Origin of the sequence: Massilia polaris (genome assembly GCF_012927275.1) — a bacterium.
GTDB classification, from domain to species: Bacteria; Pseudomonadota; Gammaproteobacteria; order Burkholderiales; family Burkholderiaceae_D; genus Telluria_A; species Telluria_A polaris.
This window is the reverse complement of the sequence record NZ_JABBGG010000018.1, coordinates 22,120-37,323: the sequence shown is the minus strand read 5'-3', so window position 1 is coordinate 37,323 and position 15,204 is coordinate 22,120. Positions and strand designations below refer to the sequence as shown.

Annotated in this window: 13 protein-coding genes and 3 pseudogenes; 8 read left to right on the top strand and 8 right to left on the bottom strand. The window is 57.2% G+C overall.

The window, feature by feature from the left end; all coding sequences use genetic code 11:
• Positions 1–5 precede the first annotated feature (5 nt).
• Complete coding sequence (locus tag HHL21_RS20725; protein WP_169469456.1) at positions 6–308, bottom strand: DUF4148 domain-containing protein; 303 nt, start codon at positions 306–308, stop codon at positions 6–8.
• 500 nt (positions 309–808) lie between these two features.
• On the opposite strand from HHL21_RS20725, the pseudogene HHL21_RS20720 reads away from it, so the two are divergent.
• A pseudogene (locus HHL21_RS20720) lies at positions 809–1,474 on the top strand (sensor histidine kinase); the annotation flags it as partial.
• A 42-nt stretch (positions 1,475–1,516) separates the two neighbouring features.
• Here HHL21_RS20720 and HHL21_RS20715 read toward each other — a convergent pair.
• Genes HHL21_RS20715 through HHL21_RS20705 form a run of 3 tightly spaced genes read right to left on the bottom strand, consistent with a single transcriptional unit; the run spans position 1,517 to position 3,692 of the window.
• A complete protein-coding gene (locus HHL21_RS20715; protein WP_169469454.1) occupies positions 1,517–2,611 on the bottom strand; it encodes a thioredoxin family protein in 1,095 nt (364 codons plus the stop codon).
• Positions 2,608–2,880: a cupin domain-containing protein gene (locus HHL21_RS20710; protein WP_169469452.1), complete on the bottom strand. Its 273-nt coding sequence runs from the start codon at positions 2,878–2,880 to the stop codon at positions 2,608–2,610. The genes HHL21_RS20715 and HHL21_RS20710 overlap by 4 nt, the downstream gene beginning before the upstream one ends.
• Before the next feature lie 2 nt (positions 2,881–2,882).
• Positions 2,883–3,692, bottom strand: a complete 810-nt coding sequence (locus HHL21_RS20705) for an SDR family NAD(P)-dependent oxidoreductase (protein WP_169469444.1) — start codon at positions 3,690–3,692, stop codon at positions 2,883–2,885.
• Between the two features lie 334 nt (positions 3,693–4,026).
• Between HHL21_RS20705 and HHL21_RS22230 the strand changes: the two genes are divergently transcribed.
• The 3 genes and pseudogenes from HHL21_RS22230 to HHL21_RS22225 all read left to right on the top strand — a co-directional run.
• A complete protein-coding gene (locus HHL21_RS22230) occupies positions 4,027–4,236 on the top strand; it encodes a DUF6130 family protein (protein WP_370659773.1) in 210 nt (69 codons plus the stop codon).
• 257 nt (positions 4,237–4,493) lie between these two features.
• Positions 4,494–4,718 (top strand): hypothetical protein, encoded by a 225-nt coding sequence (locus HHL21_RS20700; protein ID WP_169469442.1) that lies wholly within the window; start codon positions 4,494–4,496, stop codon positions 4,716–4,718.
• A gap of 12 nt (positions 4,719–4,730) precedes the next feature.
• Positions 4,731–4,970 (top strand): annotated as a pseudogene (locus HHL21_RS22225) (ester cyclase); the annotation flags it as partial.
• 38 nt (positions 4,971–5,008) lie between these two features.
• On the opposite strand, the gene HHL21_RS20690 reads toward HHL21_RS22225, so the two are convergent.
• Together HHL21_RS20690 and HHL21_RS20685 are read right to left on the bottom strand one after the other, a co-directional pair.
• The gene (locus HHL21_RS20690) at positions 5,009–5,380 is read right to left on the bottom strand and encodes a type II toxin-antitoxin system VapC family toxin (protein ID WP_169469438.1); all 372 of its coding nucleotides are present in this window, start codon (positions 5,378–5,380) and stop codon (positions 5,009–5,011) included.
• Position 5,381: 1 nt separating this feature from the next.
• Positions 5,382–5,573, bottom strand: a complete 192-nt coding sequence (locus HHL21_RS20685) for a type II toxin-antitoxin system VapB family antitoxin (RefSeq protein WP_169469436.1) — start codon at positions 5,571–5,573, stop codon at positions 5,382–5,384.
• A gap of 236 nt (positions 5,574–5,809) precedes the next feature.
• Here HHL21_RS20685 and HHL21_RS20680 point away from each other — a divergent pair, with 236 nt between their 5' ends.
• Together HHL21_RS20680 and HHL21_RS22065 are read left to right on the top strand one after the other, a co-directional pair.
• Positions 5,810–5,989 carry an ATP-binding protein gene (locus HHL21_RS20680; RefSeq protein ID WP_169469476.1) on the top strand — a complete coding sequence of 60 codons (180 nt, stop codon included), beginning with the start codon at positions 5,810–5,812 and terminating at the stop codon, positions 5,987–5,989.
• A 700-nt stretch (positions 5,990–6,689) separates the two neighbouring features.
• Positions 6,690–7,088, top strand: a complete 399-nt coding sequence (locus HHL21_RS22065; RefSeq protein WP_206085949.1) for a hypothetical protein — start codon at positions 6,690–6,692, stop codon at positions 7,086–7,088.
• A 322-nt stretch (positions 7,089–7,410) separates the two neighbouring features.
• Here the strand turns inward: HHL21_RS22065 and HHL21_RS20670 are convergent, their stop codons facing one another.
• Complete coding sequence (locus HHL21_RS20670; RefSeq protein WP_169469434.1) at positions 7,411–9,927, bottom strand: transporter substrate-binding domain-containing protein; 2,517 nt, start codon at positions 9,925–9,927, stop codon at positions 7,411–7,413.
• A gap of 39 nt (positions 9,928–9,966) precedes the next feature.
• A complete protein-coding gene (locus tag HHL21_RS20665) occupies positions 9,967–12,771 on the bottom strand; it encodes an EAL domain-containing protein (protein WP_169469432.1) in 2,805 nt (934 codons plus the stop codon).
• 696 nt (positions 12,772–13,467) lie between these two features.
• Between HHL21_RS20665 and HHL21_RS20660 the strand changes: the two genes are divergently transcribed.
• A complete protein-coding gene (locus HHL21_RS20660; RefSeq protein ID WP_229496648.1) occupies positions 13,468–14,271 on the top strand; it encodes a site-specific integrase in 804 nt (267 codons plus the stop codon).
• A 277-nt stretch (positions 14,272–14,548) separates the two neighbouring features.
• Positions 14,549–15,190 (top strand): annotated as a pseudogene (locus tag HHL21_RS20655) (Tn3 family transposase); the annotation flags it as partial.
• Between the last annotated feature and the right edge of the window lie 14 nt (positions 15,191–15,204).

Below are 15,204 nucleotides of genomic sequence, written 5' to 3'. Positions count from 1 at the left end.
CTCGATCAGTTCCAGTTTGCGTCGGGAAACGGGTTAGTCGCTTCGGTCACGTCCAGTTCACCGGCGGCGCGGGCGCGAATCACGTCAGCCATTACCTCGGCACGGGTGACGGTCGATACGGTCGGGTATTCGCGGGGATAGTTTGCTTCGGTGATGTCGAGGGTGCCGGCAGCGCGTGCGGCCAGCACTTCGGCGCGCACTTGTTCGCGGGTGACGCTTTGGGCGGCGTCATGGGTGCCGGCGGCGGTGGCGCCGGTAGCAACGACGGCGGAAAGGATCAGGACTGCGGCGGCGTTGAACTTATGCATGGTGTTCTCCTTGGATGAGTCGAGCATCGTTGCTTCGATGTATCCATTAGACGTTCCGGATGTATCGCCTCCATGTCAGCGATCGCTGCCAACGTAATGTCTCGTATCCGGGGCGGGCGCCACATACAGTGAGATACGAATCCATGCCCGAAAGTTAGGATTGCGCCGCGGGACGGCGCATCCCGTTGATGGCTTGGGGAAGGACCATTGCAATGTTTTGTTGCCGGCTATGGAGATGGCTACAATGAGACGCAAATCTTGCTGCGGGCGCGTGTATAAGGTCTCATCGCACACTTTCCGGAATACGCAAATGAACCATGATGATCAGGCCGTGCTCCCCGCCTCGCATGCCGGCGGAGGAACCATCAAACGCCTGTTGGCCGCGCTGATTTTCCTGTTTGTTGAATGCGCTCACCTTCGGCGCCATCCTCTACGAACGCTACCAGGTCGCGACCGACATGATGATGGGTAACCTGGAACGCGACGTTGCCAGCTCAGTTGCGCTGCTCGACCGCCTGCCCGCGGCCAACGTGGCCGAGCGGATGCAGATACTGGCCGCGGTGTCGCACGACCTGCAGACACCGATCACCCGCATGCGCCTGCGCACCGACCTGATGGACGATGGCCCCGAGCGCGGCAAGCTGCAGCGCGACCTGCTCGAGATGGAAACGCTGGTGCGCGAAGGCGTATCGTTCGCGCGCACGCTGCATAACGCGGTCGAGGAGGATTGCAAGGTGGACCTCGACGCCCTGCTGGCCAGCGTCGCCGCCGACTATGCCGATGCAGGCAAGCCTGTGACGCTGAGCGGCGAATGTGGTACGCCCATCCTGACCAAGCCGCGCGCGCTGCGCCGGGTGCTGTGCAACCTGATCGACAACGCCCTGAAGTTCGCCGGCCAGGCCGATATCGAACTGCGGCGCAAGCCGGACGGCGGCTTCGAGATCGCAGTGCTCGACCGCGGCCCCGGCATACCCGCCACCGAGCTGGAAGCGGTGTTTCAGCCTTTCTACCGGATCGAGACATCGCGCAACCGGGATACCGGCGGCACCGGACTGGGGCTGGCCATCGCGCGCCAGCTGGCACAAGCGCTGGGCGCGACACTGTCGCTGGCCACGCGTGAAGGTGGCGGCCTGGAAGCGAATCTGGGCATGCGCAAAGCCGGCTGACCGGCCAGCGCGCGCTGAACGCGTGCTGGGAGCGACTCCGGCTCAGCCGAAGGTGAAGACGAACGCCTCTGCGCCCTTGTCGATGAAGCGTACCTCGAAGCGCCGCGCACGCACCGGGCCCGATTGCCGCACCAATTGGTACAGGCGGGTTGCATCAATGAGGCCATTGCCATCGGCGTCCACGTCCGCGCCATGGTCGGCGCCAGGCGCACGGCCGTCGAGCGTCACCTTGACCCTGACCTTGCTGCCCGGCATACCGGGCCCAAGCACCAAGTGCAGGTCACGCGCGCTGAACTGATACGCCAGCCCCGCGCCAGCCTGATCGGCGACGGCGCTTTCCCGGCCTACCACCCAACGGCCCGACAAGCCCCACTGGTTCAGGTCGAGCCGGTCCACCGAATACAACTGCGGGCGGTCTTCGCGCAGCTTTGGCGTGGCGCCGAAATTGGACGCCTTGCCGTAACCGACATACGTTTCTTCGGACCGCACGCTGGCCAAATGCGGCGCCATCTCTTCCGCACCCGCCGCCGGACTCACCAGGCTGGTGTCTCCGGCGCTGCCGCGTGCTTCCGCCAGCAGCGACTGGATCGCGCGTTCCATCTTGTCGTAGCTGCCCTCGCCGAACTGGTGGTAGCGGATCTTGCCGTTCGCATCGACCAGGTAAAAGGCCGGCCAATAGCGGTTGCCCCAGGCCTGCCATATCGCGTGATTGCTGTCGACCGCTACCGGAAAGTCGATCCGAAAGCGCCGGACTGCGGCGTTGATGTTCACCAAGTCCTCTTCGAACTTGAACTCCGGCGTGTGGACGCCGACCACGACCAGGCCCTGGTCGCGGTATTTTGCGGCCCACGCGCGCACATAAGGCATGCTGCGGATGCAGTTAATGCACGAGTAGGTCCAGAAGTCGACCAGCACCACCTTGCCGCGCAATTGTTGCGCCGACAGCGGCGCGGAATTGAGCCAGGTGGTCGCGCCAGCGAAGCCGGCCATGGTCCCTTCGGTCGGCAAGTTGCTTCGAATCGACACAGCGGCCGCCGAGGACGCGCCTGCAATGGCCAGCGCGCACCCGACGAACACGGCGCTGGCGATGAACGGGAGGGTGCACTTTTTGTGCGCGATCGGTGAAGGCATTTTCATTTGTCGAGTACCAGAAAAGGCTCGCCATATTTGACGAAGCAAGTGGCCTGTCCAGCGGCATTGCCGCTGCGCAGGTTTCGGGGTGAATGTATCGCACCGGCAGGGATATACAGCGACGGGCCCGCCTTGAGGATCACCGGCTTACTATCGCCATCATATTCCATAACGCCCGCCAGCATTTTGCCGATCCCGACGCCTGAAGGCGCATGCTTCGGGATCGATGCACGTGGGCCGCAATCGACCCGGACTCCGATGGCAAGTTCTGCCACAATCAGGCCGCTGCCAGGGTAATCCCGTAGCGGGATGCCGGGACTGTGGTCGACAGTTCAGCATGCATCGCCAAGCGCGCGGCCTCGTAGGCATCGTACTTCGCGCCGTCCTCCAAAGCGGGAATCGTGACGAATTCGCCGGCGTCGAGACCGGCCAGGGCGGCATCGACCATGGCATCGGCACGCATCACGATTTCCTGGGGCAAATGTTCGACCGGGGTGCCCGCCACTTTCCAGAAATCAGTCGCCGTCGCACCAGGCAGCACGGCTTGCACACGCACGCCCCTGTGCGCCAGTTCATGCCGCAGCGAGTGGCTCAGCGCCAGCACGTAGGCCTTGGTCGCGCCGTACACGCCGTTGAGGATTTCAGGCGCAATGGCGACGACTGAGGCGATGTTGATGAAAGTGCCCTGCCCGCGTGCGGCAAAACCCGGCGCGGCGGCATAAGTCAGGCGCGTCAGCGCAACGATATTGAGCGCAATCATGTGCTGCATCTTGACGATGTCGGAGTCGAGCAGCGGGGCCGTGGCGCCGACGCCTGCATTATTGACCAGCATCGTGATCGTGCCATCCCCGCGCAGCAGGGTTTCAACGGCTGCCAGGTCGGCCTCCTTGGTCAAGTCTGCGGTCACGGCGCGCACCTCGCGGCCGGTGCTGGAGCGCAAGCGTTCGGCGAGCGCGTGCAGGCGCTCGCCGTTGCGCGCGACCACCACAAGGTCATAGCCGCGTGCGGCAAGGCGCTCGGCGTACAGGGCGCCGATGCCGGTCGAGGCGCCGGTAATGACGGCAGTTCCGGGGTGTGGATGATTCATTTTCTCTCCTAAGTTGATTGCAGCGCACGGCCTCAAACACCTTGCTGACGAGCAGCCAGTGTCCGTCTCCGCACAGCGGGGAATGGGGCCGCGCGGTCGCGGTCCATTGCAGACAACTATAGGCAGCAAGTGCCGGGGATGTGTATCGCAATGAGTACGCAGGCGCTTCAGATACATAACATTGCACAACCCGGCTCCATGGCTACACTGTCGATACACTCGGCACGCATTCTGGATGTGAGACCGCAAGCACTTGCTCAGTCCCCCTATTGCCCTGCAAAAGAAATGCGGCAGGCGCAGGAGTTGAAACCACCTCCATCCGAAAGGAAAAGATATGCCTCTCCCCTTCAAACATCTTGCCACCGCCACAGCAAACCTTGTGTTCAGCGTCGCCGCATGGGCGCAAACTGGCACCGAAGCTGGGCGGCCGCCCGCAGTCATTCCGCTTGCATCGGAGCCAGCACCGAAACTGCTCACCTTCCCGCCGCTGGCCGATTGTTGTCACGGCGGCCACATTGTCGTTAAAAGGGATGCCCGTCTATGACGAAATGGCGAGATATCTTTCCAGGAAGCTGGGATGGGATGTCAAAGTCGTCTCAAATCTTTCTTACGCCGAATCCGACAATATGCTGAGATTGGGCGCCATTCACGACTTTCTGCTGATGAGATCGATCAAGGATTCCTTGCGATGCATCCCAACGTACATGTGGCACTGATGCCAAGCAGTGCCAACGCTATCAATGGCGACCGGAATACCGAAAAAACAAAGCTCGCCTTCCTCGAACTACCAATGAGAACCCTATGAAATTTATTGCCATTTTCTTTCTTCTTGCTCTGTCATTTGTGCCCGCCCATGCTGCCGAAAAAACGTCAGAGGCAATCGCTGTGAGGTGGTATGAGGCGTTTGACCGCCACCAACCGGAGATGCTCGATCACCTCCTGGCGGATGAGTGGCAAGATATCCCGTCGCCGCCAAATACGCCGCCGGGCCCGCTGGGAGCTCGCCAGACAATGGTTGGACTGTAGCGAGCATTTCCAGATTTCCGAATTGAAATACTGCAGATTGTGAGCGATGGCAACATGGTAGTAGTTCGCTCGGCAATAACAGGCACCCATCGAGGTTTTTTCATGGGCCACGGCGGCACTGGCCGAAAGCTGTCGATCCAGGCTGTAGACATACATGAAGTAAGAAACGGAAAAATTGCCCAAACATGGCACACTGAGGATTGGATGACAGGGCTACTTCAACTTGGGCTGCTGCCTGACAAGGCACCCTAGCGACTACCCGGCTACCGGCTTAACCGATGACGCGAAGATTAGGTTTTTCGCTGGACTACGTGAGCGAGTGCCAGCTCATCAGCGATGTTGTGTAATCGTTTGTCGCGGGTGAAGAGTTTGCATGCGTCTAGCGCTGCTGATGCAAGCAAGTGCATGTCAACATAGCCGACCCCACGAGCCATCAAGTTATGTTTCTCAATGAAAAATAGAACTTCGCTGTTCCCGGCAACTCGCACCGACGGCAATTCCAGCAATAGCTTAAGAGTGGTTGGGCGGTCAGGCAAACTGCCACAGGCAAGTTCTCCAATCACAAACGGATGCGTTTGAACCTCATTCCTGCTTAACATTTCGCCCAATGGGCCCGAGCCACGCAAAAGGTCAATCCAAATCGATGTGTCAACGAGGATCATGTCACCCACCGCGACGACGTGGAATATCTTTTGCGCCAGGCATGCTTCCGGACAACCGAGACAGTCTACGGGCAGCCTCGCGCTCAATCAGCGCACGAAGTGCCTCATGCAAGAGTTCGCCACGCTCCGTCTGACCCGTAATGTCGTGCGCTCTTGCGAGCAATTCATCATCTAGATTAACTGTTGTTCGCATGACTACCTCCAAATTGACTGCATCAATTATAGTATCTTTTGGTGCTAATTTTGATGCATCATCAGAAATAGTTCGCCTGGATTCCCGCCCTATGGGCCGGCGCCGCACCGTACCAGATTCAACATGTGGAACCGATGCCCGCGCGCCCGCCCCTACGGCAACATGTCGATCCTGATGCTGACGGCCCGTTTCAACGAGAGCGACCGTATGTTGGGGCTTGAAATGGCGGTCCGGGCATTCCGCCCGAACTGCCGACACGTTTCACACCGTTCTACCGGCTCGAAGCGTCACGCAACCGTGATACCTGCGGTACCAGCTTGGGACTGGCAATCGCACGCCAGCTGACATCGGCGATGGGCGGCGGGCTGAAGGCGACATCGGGCTGGCCTTCGCGCCTGCGGTTGACCGACTCATAAAAATCGGGATCGCCGCGACGCGGCGCAAGCTCCGTCGGGGTCCGCATTGGCAATGGCTGCGCTTTGCAGACGATGCACGTATTGGTTGTCCCAACCTCGAGCAGGACGACTGAGCCGAGCAAGGACTCCCTGCTCCTGCTGTCGCTATTTATCCAGAGGTCGGTCGCGCCGGCGTGTGCTGCAAACGACAGGGCCAGGCCCGCGCATGCGATACGTAATGTCGACGTCATGAACGTCTCCGGGCGGGTACTTTGCGCAAGCGCCGACGGTATCGAGCCGGGCTGTGAAACTGCAAGGATGGCGCCGGCTGTACTAAACTGGCGTCGTCGGGGATGGCTTGATGTTTCGGTCACGAGTTTCTCCAGTGGTGGCTTGGATTGCATACGATGCACTGGCTTCATTAGACCGTGCCCGCGTATCGGGCGTGTGTCGGCACGTACCGTGTTCTGCAATGTTTTGTACCGCGCGCGGATTCAGATACATTGGATTACAAATCCCCGGGACTCTTCGTGCGATTGAGGCAGCTGGTTCACGACGTAGAGGGCTGGCTTCGCTTGCAATCACCTTGCGAGCGCCTACACTAAAGCGTAGTTCTTTAACAGTCCGGCCCGCTCTCTGCCCCCTACCCCTGACATGCTTTTCGGAATGATTCACTATCGCTGCGGCAGGCTCTTCCGGATTTCCGCAAGGAGTGAGAGCTATGACTCCATTTCGCGTCGATGTGCCCGATAAAGTGCTCAACGACCTGCGCGTGCGTCTCAAGCTGACGCGTTGGGTCGACGAGGGAGCGAATCCCAAGCCGCTGATCCTTTCACACGGCTGGCCCTGGACATTCTGGGAGTATCGGAAAGTGATCGATCCCCTCACCGATCCGGGCGCGTACGGCGGCGATCCCGCCGATGCCTTCGACCTGGTGATGCCCTCTTTGCCGGGCTATGGATTCTCTACCCCGTTGCGTACGACCGGCGTTAATTTCTGGCGCACCTCCGGCCGTACGCCAGCGCCCGAAGACTACGACGCCGACCAAGCGCCAATGGCTTGGGAAGAACCGCTGGCCATCATCACGGACGTCCGCGATTTCTTCCGCGCGCTGAGCTGATTCCGGCCTTCAGTCCGATTGCGTGGCGGCGACCGCACCCGGAGCGATCGGCCAGCTTCCCTGATGTCCACACGCCATCAGGGGGCCTTGGAACTTTGTAGAGTGTATGGAATAATTTCAAGCATACCTATAAGAGGGCCGGCCGGGATTCGTGTAAAAATACCCAAATCCCTCTGCAACTCATTGATTTATTGAGATTCACATGGCGTTGGTCGATGCCATTTTTTTCCGGGTGGTGGTGAGATGACAAGGGATGGCCCTCTATCCGATCCATACCGGCTGCACCTGTATCCCTACAATCGGCCGGCAGTTTTATACAGTTTTATGGAGACATCCGAATTTGATGCGATTCGGCCAATAACTTGATTACCGCCAAGTAAGTTGGAAGTCGAGCAATAAGTTCGCTTGCCAGCTCCAAGTTAGCGTCTGTTCGCGTCGCTTCCAGCAAGCGTCCCAGATCGGCCAAACCTGTGGCGCCGGCGGTGCTGGCTGTTGACTTGATTCTATGACCCAATGCACTGATCGCCGCACTATCTTGCTCCTCCAATGCCACGTTGATCTCCGTTATAGCGTGCTGCAACGAGTCAATAAACACTTCGACATAGCGTTCTAAGCGCTGTGGATTATCGACGCAAAGCTTGGACAATACCGACAAATCGAAATCCTGCGGTCCAAGCAGCGGTGTGACATCGATGGGCTGGTCCGGCTGGTTCGCAATTTCGGTTGGCGGTCCGGCTGGAGCGGGTGCCTGCACTTGCGCCCCAGATTCCGGCAAGGTTACCCACTTCAAGAGAATCTCAAATAACAGCGTGGCGTCTATCGGTTTGCTGATGACGTCATCCATACCCGAGGCAATGTAGTGCTCGCGCTCTTGGCTACGTGCATTGGCGGTGAGCGCGATCACTGGCAGGTCGCGATGGGCTGGATCTGCTCGGATGCACTTGAGCGCCTCCAGACCATCCATCTCCGGCATCTGAATGTCCATTAAAACACAGTCGAAAGACTTCTCCCGTAACAGTTCCAGCGCCTCGGCTCCATGGCATGCGACTGTGACCAATGCGCCCGCATCCTCCAACAGATCGCCTGCCACTTGTTGGTTGAGCAGGTTGTCTTCCGCAAGCAAAATACGCATCCCGTTCAAACAGGGTGTGTTTTTCCGTGCGCGCATATCGTCATTTCCGAGCGGCGCGCGGCCAAACGCAAAACGTATCTCACACCAGAAAATGCTTCCCTGACCAAGCTTACTATTCACCCCGACGGTACCGCCCATCATCGCCACCAACTGTTTACTGATGACGAGTCCGAGACCGGTGCCGCCGTAGCGACGTGTGGTCGTCGTATCGGCCTGCTGGAACGGCTGGAACAATTTCTCCTGTTCGTCGCTGCTGATGCCAGGGCCGCTATCGCGTACTTCAAAACGGACCAAGCTGTCATCGGTCCCAGCGTTATTCTCCGAAGCGGCGATAACGATCTCGCCGCTGACTGAAAATTTAACCGCATTATTGGCGAAGTTGAGCAGTACTTGCGTCAGACGCAGCGGGTCTCCCTGTAGGTAACGAGGTAAGTTCGGATCGATTTCCAAACGTACGCGCATGCTCTTTTCCAGCGCCTTGAACAATACCTGATCGTGTACGTTTTGAAGCAGCCCCTTTATATCGAAATCGATTACCTCGATATCCAGCTTTCCCGCGTCGATCTTCGAAAAATCGAGTATATCGTTGATGATGCCGAGCAGATGATTACTGGCCACGCTTATCTTTTCCAGATAGTCGCGCTGTTTTGGTTTGAGGTCGGTTTTTAATGTCAGATGCAGCATGCCGATAACCGCATTCATCGGTGTGCGAATTTCATGGCTCATATTAGCAAGAAAATCTCCCTTGGCGCGACACGACAATTCAGCAAAATCCTTTGCCACTTCGAGCTCCCGCGTGCGCAACGCAACCCGCTCCTCCAGATTTTCATTCGAGTGACGCAGCATATTTTCAATACGACGTCGATGCGCGACATAGCCCAGCAGTATTAGGACCAAAATCAGCCCCGGAATCGAATACGGTAAGACATCGCGCAGCGACACTTTGCGCACTTCGTAGATGCCAAACCACTTGTCGTGAATGTGGTCGTAGGTACCGTTTAATTTTACGATGGACATGCCTTCATTGATGCTTGCGAGCAATTCGGCATTCCCTTTTTTTACGGCGAACGAGAATTTTTGTGCAAAACCAGCTTTGATATCCAACGGCTTGACATTGTGAATATTAGATGCCTGTAGTGTTTGCATTCCCACCAACTTGCTAATAAGTACCGCATCATGCTTTCCCGAGGCCAAGAGTTTAAAACAATCCGTAGCCGTCGGCTCGATCACGAGCCGATTTTTCCAACCTTGGGACAACGCATAGTCATGCGCCAAATCGGCTTGCACAACAATTATCGATTTTCCCGTCAGGTCCGATTCAACATTGATATTAGACTCGCCCGCCCGTACAAATACTGCACCATTGACTGTCACATGAGGCACAGTAAAATCGGAAAATTGGCGCCTCTTCTCAGATTGTGCAAGATTGATTAGAACATCGATTTTTCCGTCCTTGAATTCCTGAAGAATTTGATTGAAGGGAGCGACCCTCAAGGTATAGGTCAGGCCCTGTTCCTTGGCCACCGCCTTCCACAATTCCACAGTGAATCCTCCGGCTGTCGCGCTGGTGGTTCCGGTGGAGAATGGAGGGAATTCCTCCTCACTGCCGACCACTAATGCCCGAGCCTGTTGTCCATCTCCCATCGCAAAGCCCGACGCCAATAGCAGGAGCAGTGCCAATATCCCCGATCGCACCAACGATGTCATGACGGTCTCCTACGAGGTTAAGCCACTAGGCGTGGTGCCCTACATTTGCAATAAATGCTCATGCGGCCTGCCATGAAGCAGCCACTGGTGTTCAAATGCCTCCCGAATCTGATCGCGCAGATTCTGATCGTCCCACGGTTTCGTAAAGAAACGATACACGGCGCCATGATTGATTGCGTCAATGACCGAGTTGAGTTCTGTATAGCCAGAAAGAATAATACGGATCGTTTCAGGATGCAGTTCTTTTACCTTGGACAGGAAGGTCGTGCCGGACATGATTGGCATGCGCTGGTCGCTGATGATCACTTGGACGCGATGCATGGCCAGCAGTTCGAAGGCTTCGATTGCGGACGTGGTCTGAAGTATCTGGTAACCTTCGTTGCGAAAAGCGCGCTTGAGCGCACTTAGCACATGTGGTTCGTCATCCAACAGCAAGATGGTTCGTTCAGGCACGGACTCACGCGGCACAACGGGATGGCCCTTCTGCTTGCGCAGCAGTTCAGTCAGAGCGGCCGCGTTGATCGGTTTGCTAAGGTAAAAGCCTTGCACGACATCGCATTTGATTGAACTGAGGAAGCCCAACTGCCCCTGCGTTTCCACGCCCTCGGCGACGGTTTTCATTTTCAAGGACTTGGCCATCAACACGATAGTTTTGGTCAGCGACGCGTCGTTTGCATCTGTTGTTATATTGCGGACAAAGCTGCGGTCAATCTTGATGACGTCGAAGGGAAATCGCTTCAGGTAAGCCAGGCTTGAATAGCCGGTTCCGAAGTCGTCGAGTGTGAGTGTGACGCCGATTGCCTTAATTTCGCGCAGAGCCATAAGCATGTTGTCGCTATCGCTAATAAGCATACTCTCGGTCAATTCAAGCTCAAGGTAATGGGCCCCTAGTCCGGTATCGGAGAGTATGCGCGACACGAGGTTCGCCACGTTTTCGTGACTAAACTGGTATGCCGAGAGGTTGACCGCAACCGATATGTCATCAAAACCCATTTCACACCACTCCTTGGCCTGAGCGCAGGCCGTGCGCATTACCCATTCCCCAATCGGGCAAATCATTCCCGACTTCTCAGCCAGGGAAATAAAGGTGCCGGGCTGGATCATGCCATTCTGCGGATGGTTCCAACGGATCAGCGCTTCTACCCCGCAGTATTTTCCACTGCGAAGATTGACCTTGGGCTGATAGTAGACCTCGAATTGATTCTGGTCGAGCGCCACTCGCAGGGCGTTCTCCATTTCCACATATTGGTCAATACGACGTCCCATTTCCTGCGCATAGAATTTATAGCAATTTCGACCACTTTCTTTAGCCTCGTGCATGGCCACGTCGGCGTTCTTAGACAATACGCCAACGTTTTCACCGTCATCGGGATAAAGACAGACACCGATACTTGCAGTGACGTGAATAGCACGCAAGTCCACTATAAATGGCTCAGCGAACAGGCCCAAGACTCTGTGCACCGAACGCATCACGTCACTGTTGTTGACCAAACCGGGATAGATTAGCGCAAATTCATCGCCACCGAGACATGCAACGGTATCGGACTCGCGGACAGCCTCCTTAAGGCGAACGGCAACTTTCTTGAGCAAGCTATTGCCAACGGCGTGACCATAACTGTCGTTGACGAACTTGAACCCATCCAAATTGAGACACAGAACGGTGATGCCGTCGCTGTTGCGCTTGGCTTGGGTGATCGCCTGGAGCATGCGATCCTCCAAAAGATTGCGGTTAGGGAGACTAGTCAGTGCATCATAGTTAGCGAGATAATGAATGCGTTGCTGATCCAGCATGCGCTGGGTGATATCCTGCAACATTCCGTTCATCGAAATAGCCTTGCCAGCGAGGTCGAACACGACATCGCCCTTCCCATGCACATGGCGTTCGGTGCCGTCAGCTAGCAATAAGCGATGCTCCAAGTCGTATGGCGGCCCTTGATCGAGTGCATCACGTACTGCCGCCTCGACCTGTAGCCGGTCCGCTGGATGTACAAGCGCCAGAAAGGTCTGATAGTTTTTACCGTAGGTCCCAGGGCGCACGCCGCAGATACGATACATCTCATTCGACCAAGACACGGTGTCGGCATTGATGTTCCACTCCCAACTGCCGACCGACGATATCCGTTGTGCATTAGCCAGCTGCAAATCGCTCTTCTGTATGGAACGAAATGATTCAGATGCCTTTAAGATAAAGCGTACCCGATGCTGGAGCAGCTGCCAGTTGATAGGCTTGCTGATGAAATCGGTGGCGCCAGCCTCGTAGGCCTGCGTGACCGAGTCCGTATCCTCAAGGGAGGTAAGCATAACGATGGGGCAGAATTGCATGCTGGGGAGCTGGCGCGCTTGGCGGCAAGCTTCGAAGCCGCTGATGCCTGGCATCACGACATCGAGCAGGACGATGTCAGGTGTGTGCATTCCAATCGCGGCTAACCCCGACGCAGCATCAACGGCCTCATATACCGCCAGGCCGGTCTTTTCCAAGCAGTCGCGTACGAGCAACCGAATGAAGGGATCATCATCGATGACTAAAACAATTGCCGCACGCTCGATGCGTTCATCCTTCATTCCTTTAACCTCCATGCGAAAACGATTACTCAATGCCGACTTTGAATTTTTTCGAGGTGGACGAAACCCGGAAAGTTTGTTGCCTACCGCGGACACGAGGCCGCCATTGTCTCTGCAGAGTCTTGACGATAGCCGCCGTGGACCAAACACCACGTAAGCCGCCTTAGCACAAGGAGGCAATGCGGCCCAGTTGTCTCTGCGGGCGAGTCCACCATAGAACACGACTTTCAATTTGGCCGCCCGGCCGGTCATGTCGTTGAGCATAACGAGCAAGTCGGCCACGGTCTCGGCCCCAACACGTCCGTCCTATTGTGAACAATCGCGCCATATTGGACGCGCGGGGCCTGATCGTCCGAAAGGAAGGATACGAAGGGGACAAAGTAACGCTCAACCCTGGCAATGTTGAGCTCCACCTTGCCGCGTCCCGCCAGTAATTGGTAAACCAGGCTTTCATCCCGGGTGAGAAGTTGCTTCTTAGCTGACAGGTCGCCATGCCAACCTCCGATGGAAGGTTAATGTTTCAGTGTATCTTGTAAAGAAGCGTCGGGTGACTAGTTCTACTCCGGATGGCCTTAACTACCGGGTGTTAAGTGCACACCCACCGCCGCATCCCGGCGCGGGATTCGACCGTGACCTCACTCAAAGAGTCATCCTGGGTCTGATGCGGATGTCAGGATGCCGGGCTGGAACTCGAGATAACGGATCCAGGTCCTAATCTCTCTCGATCGCCAACGGCGCGCGCGGTCAAGTGAAGTTCGTCTTGGCCCCAAGCTCCTGCATCTTCGGTCTACTTTTGCGGCCGGTTTGTTTATCCAAATTCACTTTGTCACATGATTCGCATCGTAGAAATCCGAGATTCTAGGGTACGGCGCTGACCGGCGACCTTCGGGACTCATCCGAGTCCCGATCAACTCGTGACAATGCGTGTATTTTCAACGAAGTTGCACTGATAGGCTTATTTTTCTGCTTAGTGAGCAGTTGACGGAAATCAACATTGCGTCGGCATGGGTGATCGCGCTCAACCCGCGCACCTTGGCGCTGCGCCTGACGGCGCTGTCGCAGTGGCACGCGCACCAGGGCTTTGCGGACCCGACATCGACGCCTACCGTCCGGAAAACACTGGCCGGCGTCGCGCGCACGCATGGTCGCCCGAAGAAAAAGGCCAAGGCGCTGCCGATCGAGGATCTGGAGTTGATTGTGGCGCGACTGGCCGACATCTCAACGCTGAAGGCGTCGCACGACAGCGCGCTGCTACAGGTCGGATTTTTCGGCGGTTTCCGGCGCAGTGAATTGGTAGGCATCAAGGTCGAGCACGTCCTTTGGAGGCGGGAGGGCATCGAAATCGCGCTGCCGCGCTCGAAGACCGATCAAACGGGGGAAGGCATCACCAAGGCGATCCCATACAGCGACGGGCCATGCTGTCCAGCCAAGGCGCTGCGCGCTTGGCTGGACGCTGCAGGCATCGCGGCCGGACCGGTGTTCCGGTCGGTCACCAAGTGGGGCAAGGCGGCCGGCATTGCTCTGGCCGTAGGGAGCGTCAACACGGTCCTCGCGGACTGCGCGACGTTGGCGCAGCTCGATTATGTGCCGGACCTGTCCAGTCACAGTCTGCGCCGTGGCATGGCCACCAGCGCGCACCGCGCCGGCGCCGACTTCCGAGATATCAAAAAGCAAGGCGGCTGGCGCCACGACGGGACGGTGCAGGGGTACATCGAGGAGGCAGGGTTGTTTGAAGAGAACGCGGCCGGAAGTCTGCTGCGCTCGCGGATCAAGCCGACCTGAGTTCGCTTTGCCCAAGACTTTTTCACTTTCCCAAATCCCCCATTATCGGCGGATTCCAGGAGGCAGAAATCGCTGCAAGTTGCTGCTGCATTAAGTGCACCAGCACGACAATTGGAGCGTCGAGCGCTCCAGCGCCGAATTGCTAAACACTCTTATTGACATGCGATATCGCGCCCGGTGATGCGGTCGCCCCGATGCCACATCTTCTTCGCGATGATTTCAACCGATTTCCACCCGCACCTGATGCCCCAAGATGGTGGCCATCTCCTCAGCGGCGCTAAAAACGTCGCTTGCGGCAACCGCCGCACGCGTCGACGCCGGCTTGCCTGAAAATGAGCATGTCGACCTGGTCGGTACCGAATTGATCCTGCGCAAGCACGCGAAGGACGCCAAGCCGGAGGCGCTGGAGAAGATCGACAAAATTCTCACCGCGCGGCTGCCCGAAAAAAACATCCTCGACATCTTGGTGGAGTCGGAGGGCTGGCTGGACCTGCATAAGCAGTTCGGTCCGCTGTCCGGATTTGACTCCAAGGTCGACGACCCGCGCAAGCGGTTCATCACAACGCTGTTCTGCTATGGCTGCAACCTCGGCGCGACGCAAACCGCGCGCTCGGTCAAGGACCTGAGCCGCAAGCAGGTAGCCTGGCTCAACCTGCACCACATCACCGAGGAGCGGCTTGAAAAAGCTATCGTCCAGGTCATCAACGCTTACAACAAATTTCTGCTGCCGAAATACTGTGGCTCAGGGAAGCGCGCGTCGGCCGACGGGACCAAGTGGAATATGTACGAGCAAAACCTGCTCTCCGAATACCACATCCGCTACGGCGGGTATGGCGGCATTGGCTATTACCATGTGTCCGACATGTACATCGCGCTGTTCAGCCATTTCATTCCGTGTGGCGTGTACGAGGCGATCTTCAGTCAGTTACAGCG